General features: G+C 36.3%; 21 protein-coding genes and 1 other annotated feature. Of the genes, 19 read left to right on the top strand and 2 right to left on the bottom strand.

Annotation, left to right across the window (positions count from 1 at the left end):
- Positions 1-72 precede the first annotated feature (72 nt).
- From opp4B to ACR65M_RS11440, 9 genes are all read left to right on the top strand, one after another.
- On the top strand, positions 73-1038 hold the full coding sequence (gene opp4B, locus ACR65M_RS11480) for an oligopeptide ABC transporter permease (RefSeq protein WP_440273361.1): 966 nt from the start codon (positions 73-75) through the stop codon (positions 1036-1038).
- 13 nt (positions 1039-1051) lie between these two features.
- Positions 1052-1960, top strand: coding sequence for an oligopeptide ABC transporter permease (gene opp4C / locus ACR65M_RS11475; protein ID WP_440273360.1), 909 nt, complete (start codon positions 1052-1054; stop codon positions 1958-1960).
- A 494-nt stretch (positions 1961-2454) separates the two neighbouring features.
- Positions 2455-3438, top strand: coding sequence for an ABC transporter ATP-binding protein (locus ACR65M_RS11470; protein WP_440273359.1), 984 nt, complete (start codon positions 2455-2457; stop codon positions 3436-3438).
- Entirely contained in the window at positions 3435-4457 is a 1023-nt protein-coding gene (locus ACR65M_RS11465) for an ABC transporter ATP-binding protein (protein ID WP_341332341.1), read from the top strand. The genes ACR65M_RS11470 and ACR65M_RS11465 overlap by 4 nt, the downstream gene beginning before the upstream one ends.
- 114 nt (positions 4458-4571) lie before the next feature.
- Entirely contained in the window at positions 4572-6245 is a 1674-nt protein-coding gene (locus ACR65M_RS11460; RefSeq protein ID WP_341332340.1) for a peptide-binding protein, read from the top strand.
- A 136-nt stretch (positions 6246-6381) separates the two neighbouring features.
- On the top strand, positions 6382-7332 hold the full coding sequence (locus ACR65M_RS11455; protein ID WP_341332339.1) for an ABC transporter permease: 951 nt from the start codon (positions 6382-6384) through the stop codon (positions 7330-7332).
- A 15-nt stretch (positions 7333-7347) separates the two neighbouring features.
- Positions 7348-8256 (top strand): oligopeptide ABC transporter permease, encoded by a 909-nt coding sequence (gene opp4C / locus ACR65M_RS11450; protein WP_121445400.1) that lies wholly within the window; start codon positions 7348-7350, stop codon positions 8254-8256.
- A 137-nt stretch (positions 8257-8393) separates the two neighbouring features.
- On the top strand, positions 8394-8624 hold the full coding sequence (locus ACR65M_RS11445) for a YuzI family membrane protein (protein WP_440273358.1): 231 nt from the start codon (positions 8394-8396) through the stop codon (positions 8622-8624).
- A gap of 99 nt (positions 8625-8723) precedes the next feature.
- Positions 8724-9473 carry a YjbA family protein gene (locus tag ACR65M_RS11440; protein ID WP_341332338.1) on the top strand — a complete coding sequence of 250 codons (750 nt, stop codon included), beginning with the start codon at positions 8724-8726 and terminating at the stop codon, positions 9471-9473.
- A gap of 184 nt (positions 9474-9657) precedes the next feature.
- On the opposite strand, the gene trpS is transcribed toward ACR65M_RS11440, so the two are convergent.
- On the bottom strand, positions 9658-10647 hold the full coding sequence (gene trpS / locus ACR65M_RS11435) for a tryptophan--tRNA ligase (RefSeq protein WP_341332337.1): 990 nt from the start codon (positions 10645-10647) through the stop codon (positions 9658-9660).
- Positions 10648-10732: 85 nt separating this feature from the next.
- Positions 10733-10970 (bottom strand) — a binding site (T-box leader).
- 161 nt (positions 10971-11131) lie between these two features.
- Between trpS and ACR65M_RS11430 the strand changes: the two genes are divergently transcribed.
- The 6 genes from ACR65M_RS11430 to ACR65M_RS11405 all read left to right on the top strand — a co-directional run bounded on the left by ACR65M_RS11430 (position 11132) and on the right by ACR65M_RS11405 (position 18157).
- On the top strand, positions 11132-12769 hold the full coding sequence (locus ACR65M_RS11430) for a peptide ABC transporter substrate-binding protein (RefSeq protein ID WP_341332336.1): 1638 nt from the start codon (positions 11132-11134) through the stop codon (positions 12767-12769).
- Positions 12770-12876: 107 nt separating this feature from the next.
- A complete protein-coding gene (locus ACR65M_RS11425; protein ID WP_121445395.1) occupies positions 12877-13812 on the top strand; it encodes an ABC transporter permease subunit in 936 nt (311 codons plus the stop codon).
- A 3-nt stretch (positions 13813-13815) separates the two neighbouring features.
- On the top strand, positions 13816-14733 hold the full coding sequence (locus tag ACR65M_RS11420; protein WP_341332335.1) for an ABC transporter permease: 918 nt from the start codon (positions 13816-13818) through the stop codon (positions 14731-14733).
- A gap of 12 nt (positions 14734-14745) precedes the next feature.
- A complete protein-coding gene (locus ACR65M_RS11415; protein ID WP_341332334.1) occupies positions 14746-15795 on the top strand; it encodes an ABC transporter ATP-binding protein in 1050 nt (349 codons plus the stop codon).
- A gap of 8 nt (positions 15796-15803) precedes the next feature.
- Positions 15804-16742 (top strand): ABC transporter ATP-binding protein, encoded by a 939-nt coding sequence (locus ACR65M_RS11410; RefSeq protein WP_341332333.1) that lies wholly within the window; start codon positions 15804-15806, stop codon positions 16740-16742.
- Between the two features lie 209 nt (positions 16743-16951).
- Positions 16952-18157, top strand: a complete 1206-nt coding sequence (locus tag ACR65M_RS11405) for a putative glycoside hydrolase (protein WP_341332332.1) — start codon at positions 16952-16954, stop codon at positions 18155-18157.
- A gap of 37 nt (positions 18158-18194) precedes the next feature.
- Here ACR65M_RS11405 and ACR65M_RS11400 read toward each other — a convergent pair whose 3' ends face one another.
- The gene (locus ACR65M_RS11400) at positions 18195-18380 is read right to left on the bottom strand and encodes a hypothetical protein (protein ID WP_341332331.1); all 186 of its coding nucleotides are present in this window, start codon (positions 18378-18380) and stop codon (positions 18195-18197) included.
- A 146-nt stretch (positions 18381-18526) separates the two neighbouring features.
- Here ACR65M_RS11400 and ACR65M_RS11395 point away from each other — a divergent pair, with 146 nt between their 5' ends.
- The 4 genes from ACR65M_RS11395 to ACR65M_RS11380 all read left to right on the top strand — a co-directional run bounded on the left by ACR65M_RS11395 (position 18527) and on the right by ACR65M_RS11380 (position 21754).
- On the top strand, positions 18527-19102 hold the full coding sequence (locus tag ACR65M_RS11395; protein WP_341332330.1) for a GNAT family N-acetyltransferase: 576 nt from the start codon (positions 18527-18529) through the stop codon (positions 19100-19102).
- Positions 19103-19336: 234 nt separating this feature from the next.
- The gene (spxA, locus tag ACR65M_RS11390) at positions 19337-19732 is read left to right on the top strand and encodes a transcriptional regulator SpxA (protein WP_099354197.1); all 396 of its coding nucleotides are present in this window, start codon (positions 19337-19339) and stop codon (positions 19730-19732) included.
- Between the two features lie 480 nt (positions 19733-20212).
- On the top strand, positions 20213-20881 hold the full coding sequence (gene mecA, locus ACR65M_RS11385) for an adaptor protein MecA (protein WP_121445388.1): 669 nt from the start codon (positions 20213-20215) through the stop codon (positions 20879-20881).
- 129 nt (positions 20882-21010) lie between these two features.
- Positions 21011-21754 carry a competence protein CoiA gene (locus tag ACR65M_RS11380; protein ID WP_440273357.1) on the top strand — a complete coding sequence of 248 codons (744 nt, stop codon included), beginning with the start codon at positions 21011-21013 and terminating at the stop codon, positions 21752-21754.
- The last annotated feature ends 4 nt before the right edge of the window (positions 21755-21758 follow it).

Raw genomic sequence — 21758 nt, 5'->3', positions numbered from 1 at the left:
TGATGGTTCTATCAGTGGGCGATTCGCCCACTGATACTACTTTAAAGTAATACTAGATAAGGAGAATCGACCATGTTAAAGTTTGCTCTTCGAAGAATACTCGGTATGATTCCAGTTTTGCTCCTTATCTCCATCGTTGTGTTTACTTTGGCGAAACTAATGCCAGGGGACTCACTAAGCGGAGAAATTGATCCAACAAACACGGATCCTCAGTATATTGAGGAAATGAGGGAAAAACTTGGTTATAACGACCCTATTCATATTCAGTATATTCGTTGGATATCTGATTTCGTACAAGGAGAATTTGGTACATCTTCACGCTATAAAATGCCAGTTATCGATGTAATTGCAGAACGTCTTCCAAATACACTTCTATTAGGTGTAGCTGCACTTATCATTACGTATATTCTAGCATTCTTTATGGGAATGTATTCCGGAAGAAAACCCTATACAGTGGGTGACCATGTAATTAGCGGAGGGAATTATTTTGCATTAGCGATTCCTTCATTTGTTGCCGCAATTGTAGCAATCTATGTTTTCTCATTCCAATTAGGATGGTTTCCATCAGGTGGATCTTCAGAGGTTGGATTAATGGAAGGAACATTTGCATATTATATGAGTCGTTTACATCATGTTCTTTTACCTGCTCTTGTACTTGGTGCGTTTAGTACAGCATCTTATACACAATTTTTACGAAATGATGTAATTGAAAACAGCCGTAAGGATTTTGTAAGAACAGCACGTGCAAAAGGTACAAAGGAATCTACTATCTATAACAAACACATTCTTCGTAATTCAATCATTCCCCTTGTAACATTTTTTGGCTTTGATTTAGCAGCGTTAATCGGTGGGGCGATTATTACAGAAACTATATTTACCTATCCTGGTATAGGAAGTCTATTTTTAAACTCAGTAAGTCAACGTGATTATACAGTTTTAATGTCATTAACTATGCTTTTATCTACTCTAACACTTGTAGGGAATTTAATCGCAGATATCTTGTACGGTATCGTAGATCCGCGAATTCGTTTAGATTAGGAGGAATGGTTTTATGGAAACAGCAACAAATACTAGCTTAAAAGCAAACATAAAGCCTCGTAAAAGTCTATCTCCATGGGCCATTGCTCGGAAAAAATTTGTAAAGAACAAGCTTGCGATGGTGAGTTTAATCTTTTTAATCTTTGTTGCTATTATTTCTTTTTTAGCCCCGTTTATTACAACGGCAGATGTAACAAAGGTAGATATCGGAAAGATGAATTTATCTCCATCTAGCGAACATTGGCTAGGTACGGACAACGCAGGGCGTGATGTATTTACACGTCTTTTATACGGTGGAAGAATCTCCTTAACAGTTGGGGTTGCCTGTACGATTTTAATTGTAACATTTGGTACATTTATTGGATCAGTAGCAGGGTATTTTGGTGGGAAAATCGATAATATGTTAATGCGTTTTACTGATTTTGTTCTGAACTTCCCATTCATCGTATTTGTTATTGTTATCAATACCATTTTAATTGGAAAAGTATCAGGGGTTTGGGTACTTATTGGTGTAATTAGTCTGCTAAGTTGGGGTGGAGTTGCACGTATCGTTAGAAGTAAGGTTCTTGCAGAAAAAGAGAATGAATATATTTTAGCAGCACAATCAATAGGTTGTTCTTCAGCGAAAATTATTGTAAAGCATTTATTACCGAACGTCTTTTCAACTATTATCGTTCAAGCAACTCTTTTATTCGCTGGTATGATTGTTGCTGAAACAGGACTAAGCTTTTTAGGTTTTGGTATCCCGCAGGATGTTCCGAGTTGGGGAAATATGCTTTCAGTAGCAAATCAGCCGGATGTACTTCAAAATAAAACATGGATATGGATTCCGCCTGCTTTGGCAATAACATTAACGATTTTATCTATAAATTTTATAGGTGAAGGTTTGAAGGATGCGCTAAATCCTAAATCAAATCGTTAGCTAGATCTATCACAAAATGTGATGGATCTTTTTTTATTTTTATATTTCATTAATGTAACGCTTTTTAGCACTAAAGAATTATACTAATAAAACAAAATCCCCTGTTTTCTTGAAAGGTGTATTTTAGATATTACTTTAAAAAAACTAATAATATCAACAGTTACACTAAAAAGTAATAAAAATAATAAAAATTATCTTGCAATTTCGACATAGTTTTAATAGAATTTTAAATAGATTAGGAGAATAGTCACTTTTCTGTTAAAGATGTATATTAACTTAATTTAAAAAATTGACTTGTATTTGTAATCTTTCTGTAATAAAATTTAGTTGATTCTTTTGTCAGATAATTTCTATATATTTGACACTTAAAAGCTTTACTGTGGTAAAATAAGAGATTGCTAGAATTTTTTGGTTGATATTTCACTAAAGATATTATATTTTGAATAATGAGTGAACTTGCTTTTTAGTTCCGGTAAGGAAGGTGAACCGTTTTTATGGCTACATTACTAGAAGTGAAAAATCTAAAAACCTACTTCTACAAAAAGAAAACTGTAATACCTGCCGTAGATGGCGTTGATTTGAAAATAAATAAAGGTGAAACCCTAGCTATTGTAGGTGAATCAGGATCTGGTAAAAGTATTACATCATTATCAATTATGAAATTAGTGCCAAGTCCAGCTGGGAAAATTGTTGAAGGTGAAATCATTTTAGATGGTAAGAACCTGGTTGATTTATCAGAAGCTGAAATGTGCAAGGTTCGTGGGAATGATATTTCAATGATATTCCAAGAACCAATGACATCTCTTAACCCAGTACTAACAGTTGGAGAACAAATTACGGAGGTACTAATGTATCACCAAAAAATGTCGAAAGCTGAAAGTACAAAAAAGGCAATTGAAATGTTAGAAATGGTTGGTTTCTCAAGGGCAGCGGAATTAATAAATGATTACCCACACCGCCTATCAGGTGGTATGCGCCAAAGGGTCATGATAGCGATTGCAATGAGTTGTAATCCGAAACTTCTAATAGCGGATGAGCCTACAACAGCACTAGACGTGACAATACAAGCTCAAATTCTCGACTTAATGAAGGACTTAAGTCACAAATTTGATACTTCAATTCTACTAATCACTCACGATTTGGGTGTTGTATCAGAAGTAGCAGATAAGATCGTTGTAATGTATGGGGGCCAAGTTGTGGAACAATCACCTGTAGATGACTTGTTTGATGAACCGCTTCACCCTTACACAGTTGGACTCATGAATTCTATTCCTACAATAGAAGGTGAGATAGAACGTCTACAGTCAATTGAAGGAAATGTACCATCACCGGAAAATATGCCAAAGGGATGCAGGTTTGCTCCACGCTGCTCAAAAGCATTTGATCGCTGTTTTGCAGAAGCGCCTCAGCTAAAACAAATGGGGAATGATCGAGCAGTTCGCTGTTTCTTATATGACGACGAGGGGGCAAAAGCATGATTTCAACAAACGTAGAAAATAAGGTTGATACTTCGAAAGAAAATAGTGAAATCATCCTTGAACTTCAAGATGTAAAAAAATACTTTCCGATTAAAGCTGGTCTACTACAACGAAATGTTGGAAATGTTAAAGCGGTAGATGGAATAAGTTTGCAGATAAAAAAAGGTGAAACAATTGGACTAGTTGGAGAATCAGGTTGTGGGAAATCAACAACTGGTAGAACAATTATCCGGTTGTATGAACCAACCGATGGGAAGATCATCTTTAAGGGGAAAGATATTACCCATATGTCTGAAAATGAATTAAGAAAGACTGTACGAAGAGATATTCAAATGGTCTTTCAAGATCCTTTTGCAACCCTTAATCCAAGAAAGTCTTTACGCTCTATTATTAAAGAACCATTAATCACTCATAATCTATATACCGCTAAAGAGCGGGAAGAAAAAGTAAAAGAATTAATGGAAACAGTTGGATTGAATGCTTCATTCATTAACAGGTATCCGCATGAGTTCTCAGGAGGACAACGCCAAAGAATTGGGATTGCAAGAGCGCTCGCTTTGAACCCTGAATTGATAATCGCTGATGAACCAGTATCAGCGCTAGATGTGTCAATTCAAGCACAGGTAATTAACTTAATGGAAGACCTCCAAGAAGAATTTGGTCTAACTTATATCTTTATCTCTCATGATTTGAGTGTTGTAAGACATATAAGTGATAGAGTGGGAGTTATGTATCTTGGTAAGATGATGGAATTAGCGAATAAAGAAGATTTATATGCTGAACCACTTCATCCATATACGCAGGCATTATTATCTGCAGTTCCAGTCCCTAAAAAATCAGGGGCAATCAAAAGGGAACGTATAGTGTTAAAGGGGGAACTTCCAAGCCCTTCAAATCCACCAAGTGGTTGTGTATTCCACACAAGGTGTCCGGCAGCCACAGATATTTGTCGCCAGTTGGTACCAGAATTTAAAGAAGTAAAACAAGGGCATTTTGTTGCATGTCACCTTTACGAGTAAAAGTGACGGCACAGAATATATATAGATTCTTTGAAGGGAGGAGATGCCACCTATAGGGATCAATTTAAGCAGTAAAAACTAAAAATTCTAACAAAATGATAGGGGGAAACAAACGTGAAGTTAAGAAAAAGCTTATGGCTATTTTTAGTCCTAACACTTGTAATGTCACTTTTCTTAGCAGCTTGTAGCGGTGGCGGCGAAGAAGCTGGCACTGACACACAAAAAGAAGAAGAACCAGCTAAGGAAGAACCAGCAAAAGAAGAACCAAGCAATGAGCCAGTTGATGGTGGAGATTTAGTTGTTGGATCTGCTGGTAGCCCAACATTATTCAACCCATATTTCTCAACTGATACAGCTTCAAGTGATATTGAAGGATTCATTTACAATGGATTAGTAACAGTTAACTTAGATTTAGAAGTAACAAATGACCTAGCTGAAGAAATCACTCCTTCAGAAGACGGTTTAGAGTATACTGTAAAACTTAAAAAAGGTGTTAAATTCCATGATGGAGAAGAAATGACAGCTGATGATGTTGTATTCTCTTACATGTTAATGAAAAACCCAGACGTAGTTTCTGAGCGTAAATCAAACTTTGAAAGCATGGAAAAAGTAGAAAAAATCGACGATTACACTGTTAAATTTACTTTAAACAAAGTAGACGTAACTTTCTACCCAACAACTTTGAGCTATTCTGTACTACCTGAACATATCTTAGGTGATGTTGATCCTGCTACATTACACGAGAATGAGTTCAATACTAAAAACCCAATCGGTACTGGTCCATTCAAATTTGTTGAGTGGAAAGATGGAGAGTATGTAAAAGTTGAAGCATTTGATGACTATTTTGATGGTCGTCCACACTTAGATTCAATCACTACACGTTATGTAGCTGATGCTAACGCACTAGTTGCTGCATTACAAGCTGGTGAAATCGACATGTACAACGCAGTTCCTGGAACTGAAGTTGACACAGTTAAAACTATCGAAGGTACTAAAGTTGAAAATGGTTTAGCATTATCTTATACATTCTTAGGTTTCAACCAAAAAGATGAAAGATTCAAAGACAAGAAAGTTCGTCAAGCATTTACACATGCAGTTAACAAAGAAGCAATCGTTGAAAGCATCATGAATGGCGCGGGTCAACCAGCTACTGCTCCTGACAGCCCATTAATGTGGACTTACAATGACGATGTACCACAATTTGAGTATGATTTAGAAAAAGCAAAAGCATTACTTAAAGAAGCTGGATGGGAAGATACGAACGGAAACGGTATCGTAGATAAAGATGGTAAAGAAATGTCATTCTCTATCAAAACGAACCAAGGTAACAAAATCCGTGAAGATATCGCTGTAGTATTACAACAACAATTTAAAGAAATTGGTGTAGAAGCAAAACCTGAAATCGTTGAATGGTCTGCATTCATCGAGCAAATCTCAGCTCCAAACTGGGAGTATGAAGCTATGATTCTTGGTTGGGCATTATCAACATTCCCTGACCAATATGATATCTTCCACTCTTCACAAGCTGAAGAAGGCTTAAACATGACTTGGTATAGTAATCCAGAAGCTGACAAGTTAATGGAAGAAGCAAGACAAACTACTGACATTGAGAAGTACAAAGAGATTCACAAAGAACTATACAATATTCTTGTAGAAGATCAAGCTTACACATTCTTGTATTATCCTGAAGAATTCCGTGCTATGCCGGAAGAATTACAAGGTTATGAGTTCCATTCAAGAAACCCATTCTATAATGCTCATAAATGGTGGTTACAACCAGCTAACTAATATGAGTTAGTTAAAATGATAGTTGAAGAGGGAAGGGTAGTTTCCCTTCCTTCTTTCTTTTGAAACCGAAAACTCCTGGATATACGTATCTAGATAAAACATAGAGAATTTATTAAATTATGAAGGAGAAATAGCTATGGTATCTTATATCATCCGACGAACATTAATGGCTATTCCCCTATTATTAGGAATTACCATCATTTCATTTGCAATTATGCATATGGCACCTGGTGACCCAACTGCACTAATGATGGATCCTAATATTAGTGCAGCAGATAGAGCATTGGTTATGGAGAAATACGGATTTAATGACCCAATCCATGTCCAGTATTTTAAGTGGTTAGGAAATATGCTTCAAGGTGACTTTGGAGATTCTGTTATTAATAAGGGAAGAGACGTTTCCGAATTGATTTGGAATCGATTGCCGAACACCCTCCTGTTGATGGGAGTATCTACGATTTTAGCAATTGTTATTGCAGTCCCGTTTGGGGTAATTTCTGCAGTACGTCCATATTCTAAAATCGACTATACGGTTACTGTATCCTCATTTTTAGGACTTGCTATACCAAATTTCTGGTTCGGATTAATTTTAATTATGGTTTTCTCTGTTCATCTAGGGTGGTTCCCTGCTTCTGGTACTCAAACTCTAAATGCTCCGTTTAGCATTTGGGATCGTTTTCACCATTTAATCTTACCAGCGTTTGTATTGGCTACTGCAGATATGGCGAGTTTAACACGCTATACTCGTTCAAGTATGATTGAGGTTGTCAACCAAGACTATATGAGAACTGCAAGAGCAAAAGGCTTTAAAGAAAGAAAAGTTATTGCAAAACATGGATTACGAAATGGTCTAATTCCGGTAATAACGATTTTTGGTATTATGATACCAAGTTTCATCGGTGGTTCTGTTATTGTTGAATCTGTATTTGGTTGGCCAGGTCTTGGTAAATTATTTGTTGATTCAGCTTTCCAACGTGACTATCCAATTGTTATGGCAATAACTGTAATTTCCTCCGTATTAGTAGTAGTAGGAAATCTTATAGCCGATATCTTATACGCTATCTTTGATCCGAGAATTGAATACTAGAAGGGGGGAAGAAGGATGGCACAACCTAATTTAGCATCAGGAAACGAAATAGAACTCCAAGGTTTAAATTCAAAAGCTGACACTTTAACGAAGATAATGATTCGTAAGTTCTTTAAAAATAAACTTGCAGTTATAGGTGCAGTGCTTTTAATTCTTATTATCTTATCATCAATATTTGCACCTTTATTAACACCACATGATCCAGATAAACAGGATTTGTTAAAAAGACTAGTAGACCCTAGTAAGGAACATCTCCTAGGTACAGATACATTTGGACGAGATCTCTTAACCCGATTATTGTATGGTGGAAGAATCTCATTACTAGTTGGCTTTGCTTCTGTTGCTGGTGCAATTACGATTGGAACAGCACTAGGTGCAATTGCAGGATATTTTGGTGGTATTGTGGATGCAATGATCATGAGATTTGTAGATATCATGCTTTCCATTCCACAAATCTTCTTGTTAATTACACTTGTAACAATTTTTAACCCAGGTGTGGACAAGTTAATTCTCATTTTTGCACTTACAGGGTGGACAACCACTGCCAGATTGGTACGAGGTGAGTTTTTATCATTACGTGGCCGTGAATTTGTTTTAGCATCAAAAACTATTGGAACTAGGAGTTTTACGATAATCTTCAGGGAAATTCTACCTAACGCAATGGGTCCAATCATTGTTGCGGCAACATTAAATGTTGGTGGAGTAATTTTAGCTGAGTCTGCTCTTAGTTACCTTGGATTAGGTATTATGCCACCAACACCAAGTTGGGGGAATATGCTTCAAGGTGCACAAAGTATTACAATCATGCTTAATCAGTGGTGGGTACCAACTGCTCCAGGCTTAATGATTTTAATTACTGTATTATGTTTTAACTTTGTGGGTGACGGCTTACGTGATGCCCTTGATCCAAAAATTAATGAGTAAAAAGCCAAGATGCCATCTTGGCTTTTTCTTTTTGAAATAAAACTATGCATAAGTGTTATTGTCATGTTTTGTGAGCTTGTACCATAGATTGGTAATATGAGTATGGGGCGAGCAGGTGATTGGTTTGAAATTAGCTATTGCAAGGTATTCAGATGGGTAGAGCATTTATATTTTTAGTTGGGTTTGGACTGGCTGTTTGCGGTGGAATTACTACTATTGCATATTTGAATTTAACTACGACAGGATACACTTTTATTGAATTTCTACAATTTATTAGTAAAAGAATCGAGTGTTACTTAATCGTAGTCGGTTTAGTAATGGTTTGGATAAGTATTTATTTTCCTTTTGAATCCACAGAAAAGGATTAATTTTATATGTATTTTCTAACAATACATGAATATTTTGGAATAAAACTTTCTCCTTCTGCCTATACTGTTGACAAACAGCTTTGAAGTGAGGGGTAAAAAATGTTGTTTCTTCATGATATTTGGGTAAATTGGTTTGAAGGTGAAGAAAATGGTTACAACGTTTGCCACTTCCATGAATGGCGCAAGGATGATAGTGTTGAACTGTTAGACCAGGTACCTTTGCTAAAAATTGAGTCTCCTTTGTTTAACTACATTGAGAATGATTTAATGGAACTACCACAACAACTACTCATGGATGTTTACCAAAAAGCGTATGTTCGTAAAAATCATGAACGAATTCAGCAAGATTATTGCTTCGTTGTAACAGATGGTCAAGGGATTATTGCAGTAGACACAATAGGTTATAATATCCCAATTCGAAAAAGTCGATTAATTCCTCGACAAGAACAACTCGTTTATGAGATGGTGAATGGCCATGAAGCGATTCCTTATACCTTTGATAATAAGGATATCATAAAGGATAAGGAACATCACATTTTATCTCCATCGCCAATTGAAATGGCAGGCTTGACCCGAAAGGAAAGACAGTTAAAGCAGCTATTATTTATGGCGTTAGATCAATTAGCATCAACGAAAAATGTGGCAGAGATAAGGTATTGGTATACGGAGTGGAATCCTTCGAAATACCACGAAATTCAAGAAATGCAATTTGAAGAAGTTTGGCAAAACCTCTATGAAGAAACGAGAAACGGTTGGACAAGCAAACATGTACAACTATGTGAAAATTTGATTAAAGGTCAACCATTTTTTGAAAAACTTTGGGAAATAGAACATGAATCAAAAGTGTAAAAGAAAAAGGATTTGTTTTTAAAACAAATCCTTTTTTCTTTTTGATTCAGATATCATCAAGTTTGAAGTTATGGCCGATAAATAAATTTAATGGCCGTAAAAAAAAGTTTATAGCCGATAATCTAGATTTATGGACATTACATCAACTTTATGGTCGTTAGCTAAGACTTGAAATTCTGCTGAATTATTTTCTCTTTCTACCAAGTCCCATGGCATTTTCCATTTTTTTTACGGTTTTACTCGCAACTCTATTGGCCTTTTCAGCACCAGCATCAAGGATTTCGTCCAATTTTGGTGAGTTAAAAATTTCGTGGTATCTTTCTTGTATTGGGCGAATCTCGCTTAATACGACTTCCGCAAGGTCTGCTTTGAAATCCCCATAACCTTTTCCTTCATATAATGCTTCGATTTCCTCAATGGTTTTATTGCTGAAATTTGAATAGATGGTAAGCAAATTAGAAATACCGGGTTTATTTTCCTTATCAAATTTTACAATACCCTCTGAATCTGTTACTGCACTCTTGATTTTCTTTTCAATTTGTTTTGGGTCATCAAGTAAAGCAATATATGCTTTTGGATTTGGATCAGATTTACTCATTTTCTTTGTAGGATCCTGTAAGGACATAATTCTTGCGCCTTCTTTTGGAATTCTTGGTTCAGGTATTGTAAAGATTTCACGATATTTTTTGTTGAATCTTTCCGCAAGGTCTCTTGTGAGTTCAATATGTTGCTTTTGGTCTTCACCTACTGGAACGAGGTCTGTATTATAAAGAAGAATGTCTCCAGCCATTAACGGTGGATATGTTAATAAACCAGCCACAACAGCTTCTTTTCCTTGGGACTTATCTTTAAATTGAGTCATTCTTTCGAGTTCACCTATATAGGAAACACATTGTAACATCCAACCAGCTTGAGCATGTGCTGGAACCTCTGACTGAATAAATAAAGTAGCTTTTTCTGGATCAAGTCCAATTGCGATATAAAGTGCTGCTAAGCTCTTAATGTTCTTACGTAATTCTTGAGCATCCTGTGGAACAGTAATTGCATGTTGGTCAACAATACAATAGAAGCAATTGTATTCATTTTGCAATTCAATAAATTGTTTCATTGCCCCAATGTAGTTACCTAATGTTACAGAACCGCTCGGTTGAATACCTGAAAAAATAGTTTGCATGTTGTTTCTCTCCTTTAAATGACTGGTATAAAGCTTAGAGTAGAGTTGGGCAAAATAAAAAAACATCCGTCCCTAACAAATTAATGTTAGGGACGAATGGTTTCCGCGTTGCCACCCTAGTTATTTTACCCATATAGGTAAAATCTCTCGTTTCCTTGTAACGTAAGGAATGCGTCTTAGCCTACTTCAATTTTCAGCAAAGATGCTCAAAGTCCATTCCATATGCTCCAATATCTGTTCACACCAACCACAGACTCTCTGAAAGAGGTAATGACCTCTTAATTAATGTCCACATATGTACTACTCTTCTTCATAGCCCGATATTAATATTATTTTTATTATAATCTTTTCTTCATGAAATGCAAGTATTCTAGCTAAAAACTTAAGGCCCATTTGCGCATAAGATAGTACGTTTTGAAACAACATAAGTAGCGTATATCTTTTGAAACAAAAAAAGGAAATTACATATTGGGAGGTCATCTATTTGAAAAAAATATCGTGGCTATTAAGCATACTTTTTGCGAGTATTCTTATTTTATCAGCCTGTGGCACATTTGATAATGGAAATGAAAAAGGAGGAGGAGCAGAGGGGGAAGGGCCAAAGCAAGAACTACGAATCAATATAAGTTCTGAACCACCTACTTTACACCCAGGTCTGGCAACTGACTCCACTTCGGGGGTAGTTCTCAATCATGCTTTTGAAGGTTTAACTCGCATCAATAAAAATGGAGAAGCCGAAGAAGCAATGGCGGAAAAGATTAATGTGTCAGATGATGGAAAAACCTATACTTTCACAATCCGGGATGCCAAATGGTCGAATGGTGATCCTGTTACCGCTCACGATTTTGAATATGCTTGGAAGTGGGTATTGGTCCCTGCAAATCAATCAGACTATGCGTCACAAATATACAATTATATTGAAGGCGCAAAGGAGGCGTACGATACACCAGATATCTCAATTGAGAAAATGGAGAATGTGGGCATAAAAGCGATTGATGATAAAACTCTTGAAGTAAAACTAACGAACCCGACAGCTTATTTCTTAGAATTAACAGCTTTTTATACGTATTACCCTGTTAATAGTAAAATTGCGAAGGATAATCAAGATTGGGCAAATCGAGTGGATGAATCCTATGTCTCAAATGGACCTTTTGTCATAACGGATAAATCATCGACTATCACTCTTGAAAAGAACAAAGATTATTGGGATGCAGATTCAGTGAAGCTCGAAAAAATCACAATGGATATGATTAACGATCCGAATACTGAATACCAAAGCTTCAAAAAGGGTGAGCTTGATTGGGCTGGTGCACCTACATCATCATTACCTACAGATGTAATTCCAACTTTAGATAAAGAAGGCACTTTACAAAAGAGCCCGATTGCGGGTACGTATTGGTTTAAATTTAATATTAATAAAGAGCCGTTTCAAAATGAAAATCTTCGAAAAGCTCTTAGTTATTCAATCAATCGAAAAGCAATAGTTGAAAATGTCACGCAGGGTGGACAAATTCCAGCAATGGCCCTCGTTCCGTCTGCAATATTAAAGGAAAATGAGAAGGGCTATTTTAAAGATAATGATGTGGATGCTGCAAAGGAACATTTACAAAAAGCTTTAGATGAACTTGGGTTATCAGACGTTTCTGAACTTCCAGAGATTGCTTTATCCTATAATACCTCAGAAGGCCATCAAAAGGTTGCCCAAGCGATTCAAGATATGTGGAGAAAGGCTTTGGGGATTGAAGTTACTCTTAATAATGCTGAATGGAACGTGTATCTTGATAATATTGATCAAGGAAATTTCCAAATTGGTCGTGCTGGTTGGTTAGCTGATTTCAACGATCCTGTGAACTTCCTTGAAATCTTTACAGTCCCAAAAGGAAATAATGATACCGGCTGGACAAATGAAACATTTAATAATCTTTTAGCACAAGCTGCAAAAGAAACCGATAAAGAAAAGCGACTTGGGCTATTAAAAGATGCTGAACAATTGGTAATCGATGAAATGCCAATTGCACCAGTATACTTTTATACAAACAACTGGGTTCAAAATGACAACCTAAAAGGAGTCGTTATTTCTCCATTAGGAGATGTTCAATACAAATGGGCGTATTTTGAGTAATCGCAAACTAGGAAATCACCAATAAGAACAAAAGAGTAAGGTATATAGTTGGCCTATATACCTTACTTTTTGAAAACCATATGTGATTGCAATGGGAGGTGTACGAAGTGGCAAAATATATAATTAAGAGATTAATCTATATGATCGTTTCGCTTATCTTGATTGTTACCGCCACATTTTTCTTAATGCAAGCAGCTCCGGGAGGTCCATTTACGAAAGAGAAGGATGTCCCTCCAGAGATTGAAGCAGCTCTTAATGCCCATTACGGCTTAGATCAGCCATTGTATAAGCAGTATTTTGACTATTTATATGATGTGGCAAGATGGGATTTTGGCCCATCCTTTAAATATAAAGCAATGACCGTTAATGAAATCATCAATAATGGATTTCCAATTTCTCTCTTTTTAGGGATCGAGGCTATTCTTATTGCGATTGCTTTCGGTGTTGTACTAGGTGTGATTGCTGCACTTTATCATAACAAATGGCAAGACTATTCTGCGATGATAATTGCGGTTTTTGGTATATCCGTTCCAAGCTTTATTTTAGCTACGGTTTTACAATATATATTCGCCATTAAGCTAGACCTGTTTCCAGTTGCGAGGTGGGAATCATTTATGCATACTATATTACCTGCAATTGCATTATCATCCTCACCAATGGCCTTTATAGCCAGATTAACACGTTCAAGTATGCTTGAGGTACTAAGTAACGATTACATAAAGACAGCTCGAGCAAAAGGATTAAAGAAAGGTACAATCACCATGAAGCATACGATACGTAATGCAATGTTGCCTGTTGTATCTTATATGGGGCCATTAACTGCTGGTATCTTAACTGGTAGTTTTGTTATCGAAAAAATCTTTGGAATACCTGGATTAGGGGACGAATTTGTAACGAGTATAACCAATCGCGACTACACCGTGATTATGGGAGTTACTGTTTTTTATAGTATCTTACTCTTAATTTCTGTTCTCCTTGTTGATATTTTGTACGGATTTATTGATCCTCGCATTAAGCTATCTGGTGCGAAGAAAGGAGAGTAACTTATGCAGAATATTCCAAAGGAAATGTTTGCACCAGCAACATTAAATGAGAATGAGGCTGAAAAAATTTCAAAACCAAGTTTATCGTTTTGGAAGGATGTCACCTCTAGATTCAAAAAAAATAAATTGGCCATAGTAGGTATAGTTCTCTTAGTCCTACTATTATTCATGGCGATTTTTGGGCCAATGATGACTGAGTTTGATTATCGGACAACAGACCTTGCCCATGCGAATGAAGCACCATCTAGTGTGCATTGGTTTGGAACAGATGAATTGGGTAGAGATGTGTTCACAAGGACATGGGAAGGTGCGAGAATCTCTTTATTTATAGGACTAGCAGCTGCAATAATTGATCTTGTGATTGGTGTTTTATGGGGTGGCATATCAGGTTACATGGGCGGTAAAGTGGATGAATTCATGATGAGAGTCGCTGACATTCTATACGGCGTCCCATATTTGCTTTTAGTTATTTTACTTATGGTTATTCTCGAACAAGGGTTAGGAACAATGATACTAGCAATGACGATTACTGGATGGATCAATATGGCAAGAATTGTAAGGGGACAAGTTCTACAATTAAAATATCAGGAATATGTACTTGCCGCACAAACGCTTGGAGCGGATGTTAAAAGAATAATGTTCAAACATTTGATACCTAATTCAATGGGCCCCATTTTGGTAACAATGACGCTAACAATCCCAAATGCCATTTTCACTGAATCTTTTCTAAGTTATCTTGGATTAGGTGTTCAAGTTCCACTTGCCAGCTGGGGAACGATGGCCTCTGAGGGACTACCTGCATTTGAATATTATCCATGGCGCTTGTTTTTCCCTGCTACCTTAATCTGTATCACAATCTTTGCTTTTAACGTAATTGGAGATGGAATGCGTGACGCATTAGACCCTAGGCTGCGCAAGTAAGGGAGTGAGTAAATGGAAAAGTTATTGGAAGTAAAAGACCTAGAAGTCTCTTTTCAAACCTATGCTGGTGAAGTAAAGGCGGTTCGCGGTGTGAATTTTGATTTATATAAAGGTGAAACACTTGCGATTGTCGGCGAATCAGGGTCAGGGAAAAGTGTAACCTCACAAACAATCATGAAGCTTATTCCAATGCCACCTGGAAAAATTAGTAATGGTCAAATTCTTTTTGATGGTGAAGATCTTGTTCCAAAAACCAACAAGGAAATGGAGAAGATTCGTGGGAAGGATATCGGAATGATCTTTCAGGACCCAATGACCTCCCTTAACCCAACGATGAAGGTTGGTATGCAAATTATTGAGGTTTTAATTAAACATCAAAATATGTCAAAGGGAAATGCAAAGGACCGTGCAATCGAACTCCTTCGTCTTGTTGGAATCCCTAGCCCAGAGAAGAGAGTCAATCAATATCCACATGAATTTAGTGGGGGTATGAGGCAACGTGCGATGATTGCCATTGCGTTAGCCTCAAATCCGAAATTATTGATTGCAGACGAACCTACCACAGCATTAGATGTTACGATACAAGCGCAGATTTTAGAATTAATGAAGGACCTCCAAAAAAAAATGGAAACATCCATTATTTTTATCACTCATGATTTAGGTGTGGTTGCGAATGTAGCCGATCGGGTAGCGGTAATGTATGCTGGGAAAATCGTTGAGACTGGTACAGTGGATGAAATTTTCTATAATCCTAAGCATCCTTATACTTGGGGATTATTATCGTCAATGCCAAGCTTAGATAGTGATGAAAAAACAGAGCTTATGGCAATTCCCGGTTCACCACCTGACCTTACAAATCCTCCAAAAGGGGATGCATTTGCTCCAAGAAATCGTTATGCAATGAAAATTGACTTTGAAAAGGAACCACCAATGTTTAAAATTTCTGAGACACATTATGCAGCGACTTGGCTTCTACACCCTGATGCTCCTAAAGTGGAACCACCTGAAGCAGTCAAGCGTCGTATGAAAAATTTCTCATCCGATAAGCTTAGGAAAGGATGATGAATGAAATGGCTGAAAAACAAAAATTGGTAGAAATTAAAAACTTAAAGCAATATTTTAATATTGATAAACCAAATATGGTGAAAGCTGTTGATGGGATTACCTTTGATATTTACAAAGGTGAAACACTTGGCCTGGTTGGAGAGTCTGGATGTGGTAAATCTACCACAGGAAGGACCATTATACGGTTATACAATGCCACGGGTGGAGAGGTCCTTTTCAATGGAGAGAATGTTCATGGAAGAAAGTCGCGTAAAGAATTGAAAAAGTTTAACCGAAAAATGCAAATGATTTTTCAAGATCCATATGCTTCACTAAATCCAAGAATGACCGTAGCGGATATCATCGCAGAAGGAATCGATATTCATGGGCTCGCAAAAAATAATGCCGAACGTATGGAACAGGTTTATACGTTACTTGAAACAGTAGGGCTAAACCGTGAGCATGCGAATCGATATCCACATGAATTCTCTGGAGGACAACGCCAACGGATTGGTATTGCGCGTGCCCTTGCGGTAAAGCCAGATTTTATTATTGCTGATGAACCGATTTCTGCATTAGATGTTTCCATTCAAGCTCAAGTTGTAAACTTAATGAAAAAACTTCAAGAAGAGAAAGGCTTGACTTACTTATTTATTGCCCATGATTTGTCAATGGTAAAATATATCAGTGACAGAATTGGTGTTATGTACTTCGGAAAAATTGTGGAACTTGCCGATGCTAACGATCTCTATTCAAACCCTATTCATCCCTACACAAAATCTTTGTTATCAGCAATTCCATTGCCAGATCCGAACTATGAACGCAATCGAAAAAGAATTATATATGATCCGAAAGAACATGGATACTCAGATAATGAAGAAGTCAAATTACGTGAGATTCGCCCCGGGCATCTCGTTTCTTGCTCGGAAAAAGAATTTCAAGAATATAAATCGCATTACAGTTAAATGGCCTAATAAGAGGGCCATTTTTTTGTTTGAGCAGATTTACCACTAATATCAGTAAGGTTTATAAGAACACTAAAATATATAGACAAAACTGCTCATACAATTGAATAAATACCTTATTCACTAAGAATTTTGTCTAAATTTGTATTATTTTCTGGAAAGTTCATTTAAAATGACTATAGAAGATTGGAAGGAAGGAGGAAGCTTTGATGAAAAAGATTATATCTTTAGTTGGGGCAATGATTATCGTTGTATTCGGTACTTTCTTTGTTACTCAAACAAGCTCTGCAGAAAATAAAAATTTTGCTATGGACTCACATCCAACGAGTAAATTGGTTATGCCAAAAAAGGAATTACCTGAGTTAGTTTCGCGTTTTGAATTTAATTCTGGCTTTCAATTTGAATATCCTGATGCCATAAGAGGGGTATACGTAACAGCCCATTCTGCCGGTGGTGATCGTTTTTCACAACTTGTCCAATTAATCGAGAATACGGACCTTAATGCTATGGTTATTGATGTTAAAGACGACTTTGGATATTTAACCTACGTACCACCAAAAGGCTCAAAACATCAGAATATTAGTAAGGATTATATCAAAGACCCAACAGCAATGCTTAAAAAACTAGAAGAAAAGCAGATTTACCCAATCGCAAGGGTTGTTGTATTTAAGGACTCTGTATTAGCACAGCAACGTCCAGAATTATCGTTTAAAGATGGGGATAAAGTATGGAAAAATGGGCGCGGAGAAGCTTTTGTAAATCCATTTTTAAAAGAAGTTTGGGACCATAATGTAGGAATCGCAATTGAAGCAGCCAAGCTTGGATTTCAAGAGATACAATTTGATTATGTTCGCTTTCCTGAAGGGTTTGAAAGACGAGATAGTTCTTTAACCTATAGTATGGGTGAATATGAAAAAGTGGAGCTTGATAATGTACAAAAGAGAGTCGCCGCTGTTACCGATTTTGTGGCATATGCAAAAGAAAAATTAGAGCCATATAATGTGAAGGTTTCTGTAGATATTTTTGGGTACACCGCAACATTACCTGAAGCACCAGGTATTGGTCAAAATTTTTCGAAAATATCTGAGCATGTTGATGTCATCTCATCCATGATTTACCCGAGTCATTGGACGTCTTATTTTGGAATTCCCCGCCCAGACTTAGAGCCGTATCGATTGGTATCTGAATATGCAAAAGTTGAAAATCATAAGCTAAATCAAATTAAAAATAGACCTGTTTCAAGACCTTGGCTCCAAGATTTCACAGCAAGCTGGCTTGGAAAAGGTAATTATACTGTTTATGGAAAAGATGAAATTGAAGCCCAAATAAAAGGATTGCAAGACCAAGGTATTCATGAATTCCTACTATGGAACGCTGGGAATAGCTACACAAAAGGTGTAGATTATACGCCATAAAAAAGCTGGCACGACTCAATGTGCCAGCTTATCATATTTATTTTTTCCGTCCACCAACGTTTTTCCAACCAGCTTTTACATTTAGATCACGTGTTACTATATTAGAGCCGGATTTACCTCCAAAAACATTTTCCCCAACGCCATTTGCGATAACACCCATCAAAGCAGTAATACCAATGACTAAAATAGCAATTAGACCTAAATCCATTATGTAGCTTGCCATGAATATCCCCCTTAATGAAAACGCTTCTTTACTTCTATTCTATTCCAAGTTTAGTTTTAAAGAAAGAGGGAATATCTAAATTTAGAAACAAAACAAAAACATTGCATACACTAAGAAAGTCCTATCAAAGTACAAGGAGCAGATGTATGAACTGGTATGAGAAACTAAATCAATATTTTCCAATTGAAGAAATGAAGTCAAAAGAGCATATGGAAACCCTCTTGAAAGAAAAAGGAGATATTTATCATAAAGATGAAGGACCCTATCATGTCCTCATGTATGTTGAACTTGATCATTTTATTTTTATCGACTATCTCTTCGTTTCAAAAGAATCGCGTGGACAAGGGCTTGGCCATAAACTTCTTGAAAAATTAAAGAAAAAAGGAAAACCCATTATTCTAGAGGTCGAACCCGTGAACTATGAAGACTCAGATACTGAAAAAAGGTTAAAGTTCTATAAGAGAGAAGGTTTCGAACACGCAACTTCAATTGGTTATGAACGTAAATCGTTAGCAACAAATGAGTCTAATCAAATGGAAATACTATACTGGTCTCCAACTAACGAGTCGGAAGAACTTATTTACAAAGCTATGAGAAAAACGTACGATGAGATTCACACGTACAAAGATAAAGAATTTTATGGAGATTCCTACCAAGATGTTAATGAAGTATTATCATTTAACAATAAGAATGATAATCGTGATATCTTAAGAGATGTGTAAACTATTAAGCAATTGGGGCTGTATTTCCAATTGCCTTTATTAGAGAAACGACTGTGAATCAACATGTTAATTAAGCAAAAGTTTTCTTTAAAATTGTCTATCTTTCTCAGAAAATTTAAGGTATAATAATTAAAGAAATTACTTAATTAAATTAATTTTAATTTAGCATAAACTCCATGACCAATCATGCTGATTGTTAAGTAATAATCTACTTTTTAAGGGAGTGATAAGTTAATGGTTACTCTTTATACTTCTCCAAGCTGTACTTCATGCCGTAAAGCGAAGTCATGGTTAGAGGAAAATCAAATTCCATATCAAGAAAGAAACATTATTTCTGATTCTCTTTCAATCGAAGAGATTAAAGAAATTTTACGTATGACGGAAGATGGAACAGATGAGATCATCTCAACTCGTTCTAAAGTATTCCAAAAATTAAATGTAAATCTTGAGACAATGCCTCTTCAAGATTTATATAAATTAATTCAAGAAAACCCTGGTCTTCTTCGCCGACCAATTATCATCGATGAGAAGAGACTTCAGGTTGGATACAATGAGGACGAAATTCGCAGATTTTTACCAAGAAAAGTTCGTACCTTCCAATTAAAAGAAGCACAACGCTTAGTAAACTAACAACAAGAAACTTCTACTCCTGTAGAAGTTTTTTTATTTTTTTCTAGCTACAGGCGCCATTCGGCTCTATGGTCTAAGCCAGTTGCTTCGGCAGATAAATAACACCTTCTGCCATCACTATTCAAATGCTGCTCGCCAAAGACTGCTCGCCTTGTACTTTTCTAAAATTTATTAGGACATATTTCTCGTTTTCTTTTGTGTTTCGTATTATAATGGTACGTAAAACAGTAACATCCCGAAAAACTTAACCGCATTCAAAATAAATTTGAATGAAAACCGGGCAAAATCACTGTTTTTTACAAATTACTCTTTTTTATTTCCATTCTCATATCTTTTAACATAAAATAAAGTACAAGATATAGACTTTTTTCTTTAAGATAGGTTATTCTACAGCCATAATGGGAAAAGTGAATAAAAGAGCATCTGGCTCGGGGGTATAACGTCCCTTCAAAATCTGAGCAAGAAGGGAGAGGTTCTGTAATGGAAATCGAAAGAATAAACGAACATACTGTAAAATTCTACATTTCATATAATGACATAGAGCAACGCGGATTTGAACGTGAAGAAATATGGTATAACCGGGAACGAAGCGAAGAGCTCTTCTGGGAAATGATGGATGAAATTCATCAAGAAGAAGAATTCACGATTGATGGTCCACTATGGATCCAAGTCCAGGCGTTAGAAAAAGGGTTAGAGGTACTTGTAACACGCGCACAGCTATCAAAAGATGGGAATAAATATGAACTTCCTGTTGGTGACGATAAGATTCCAGTAGACGAAAAGATTGAATCTTTACTTGATCAGCAATTTCATTCTAAGTATGAGGAAAATGATTTTGTCGAGGAATTTGAGGAAGAAAACTTCCAATTTCTAATTCGATTTAATGATTTTGAAGATGTTATTTCTCTTGCACACCGGATTCAACTAAATGGATTGAACAATTCCTTGTACTCGTATGAAAATAAGTACTATTTATTCATTGAATTTAATGAGGAACTCTATACAGAGGACGAACTCGAGAATATGCTCAGCATAGTCTTGGAGTATGGGAATGAGTCAGCACTTTCTGTTCATAGAATTGAAGAGTATGGTAAAAAGATAATCAATGAGAATGCATTAACTGAGATGGTCAAATACTTCTCGCTATAAGTAATAGTCGATTTCATTTTTTGGAATCGGCTTTTTTGTGTGAAAAATTTGAAATTTTATAATTGTACATGCACGGGTATCTATGCTATTTTTAAGTAGCAGTAAATTAGAAGTAAGGAGATGACGTGAGTGTTTGTTGCGTTACGTGAAAATGGTGAATATATTTCGTTAGTGGAAAAATGGAAGCGCTCTGATTTGCTTGAACTTCGTAGCAATGAAAGCTTTCTTTGTCCGGCATGTCTTAGTAAGGTTCAGTTAAAAGCGGGAATGAAGAAAACACATCATTTCGCACATCTAAGAGGAGCAGAATGCAGTGTTAAAACTGAGCCAGAATCTGAGTACCATCTCGAAGGCAAACGAAAGCTCTATCGTTGGTTTCAAGGACAAGGCTATAAAGTCCAGTTAGAGCCATATTTAGATGAAATCTCGCAGCGCCCTGACCTTTTAGTGACCACAGAAGACAAACAGTATGCAATCGAGTACCAGTGCTCCCAAATTGATTACCCTTTGTTTAAGAAAAGATCAGACTCTTATAGGAACAAAGGTATCGTACCTATTTGGATTTTAGGAGCAAAATGGTTTAAACGACAGTCAACCTACTCAGTTCGACTCTCACCATTTCAATGGCTTTTTGCAACCTCTTTCAATCAACCATTCCAACCTAGCATACATTATTATTGCCCAGATACCTCTACCTTTGTAAAACTCTCCAACCTTCAACCTTTTACAACTAGTGAAACCTTTTGTACCATTCAATTCCATAAAGAAAATGTGCATACCTTTCCAAAATTACTCGCCCCTATAAATGCTAACCTAAGAATGTACAAAAGTGATTGTTTAAATATGTACACTTTTGACGAATTTTCTGCATAATATT

It is taken from the genome of Ferdinandcohnia sp. SAFN-114, from assembly GCF_059415045.1.
The sequence above is the reverse complement of the archived record's forward strand: the minus strand, read 5'-3'. Positions and strand labels throughout refer to the sequence as shown.

Bases quoted from the DNA above. Each gene is read 5' to 3' on its own strand.
- trpS (WP_341332337.1), bottom strand. From the start codon at position 10,647: ATGCAAACTATTTTTTCAGGTATTCAACCGAGCGGTTCTGTAACATTA.
- spxA (WP_099354197.1), top strand. From the start codon at position 19,337: ATGGTTACTCTTTATACTTCTCCAAGCTGTACTTCATGCCGTAAAGCG.
- ACR65M_RS11395 (WP_341332330.1), top strand. From the start codon at position 18,527: ATGAACTGGTATGAGAAACTAAATCAATATTTTCCAATTGAAGAAATG.
- ACR65M_RS11415 (WP_341332334.1), top strand. From the start codon at position 14,746: ATGGAAAAGTTATTGGAAGTAAAAGACCTAGAAGTCTCTTTTCAAACC.
- ACR65M_RS11440 (WP_341332338.1), top strand. From the start codon at position 8,724: ATGTTGTTTCTTCATGATATTTGGGTAAATTGGTTTGAAGGTGAAGAA.
- ACR65M_RS11405 (WP_341332332.1), top strand. From the start codon at position 16,952: ATGAAAAAGATTATATCTTTAGTTGGGGCAATGATTATCGTTGTATTC.
- opp4C (WP_440273360.1), top strand. From the start codon at position 1,052: ATGGAAACAGCAACAAATACTAGCTTAAAAGCAAACATAAAGCCTCGT.
- ACR65M_RS11465 (WP_341332341.1), top strand. From the start codon at position 3,435: ATGATTTCAACAAACGTAGAAAATAAGGTTGATACTTCGAAAGAAAAT.
- mecA (WP_121445388.1), top strand. From the start codon at position 20,213: ATGGAAATCGAAAGAATAAACGAACATACTGTAAAATTCTACATTTCA.
- ACR65M_RS11420 (WP_341332335.1), top strand. From the start codon at position 13,816: ATGCAGAATATTCCAAAGGAAATGTTTGCACCAGCAACATTAAATGAG.
- opp4C (WP_121445400.1), top strand. From the start codon at position 7,348: ATGGCACAACCTAATTTAGCATCAGGAAACGAAATAGAACTCCAAGGT.
- ACR65M_RS11400 (WP_341332331.1), bottom strand. From the start codon at position 18,380: ATGGCAAGCTACATAATGGATTTAGGTCTAATTGCTATTTTAGTCATT.
- ACR65M_RS11470 (WP_440273359.1), top strand. From the start codon at position 2,455: ATGGCTACATTACTAGAAGTGAAAAATCTAAAAACCTACTTCTACAAA.
- ACR65M_RS11455 (WP_341332339.1), top strand. From the start codon at position 6,382: ATGGTATCTTATATCATCCGACGAACATTAATGGCTATTCCCCTATTA.
- opp4B (WP_440273361.1), top strand. From the start codon at position 73: ATGTTAAAGTTTGCTCTTCGAAGAATACTCGGTATGATTCCAGTTTTG.
- ACR65M_RS11410 (WP_341332333.1), top strand. From the start codon at position 15,804: ATGGCTGAAAAACAAAAATTGGTAGAAATTAAAAACTTAAAGCAATAT.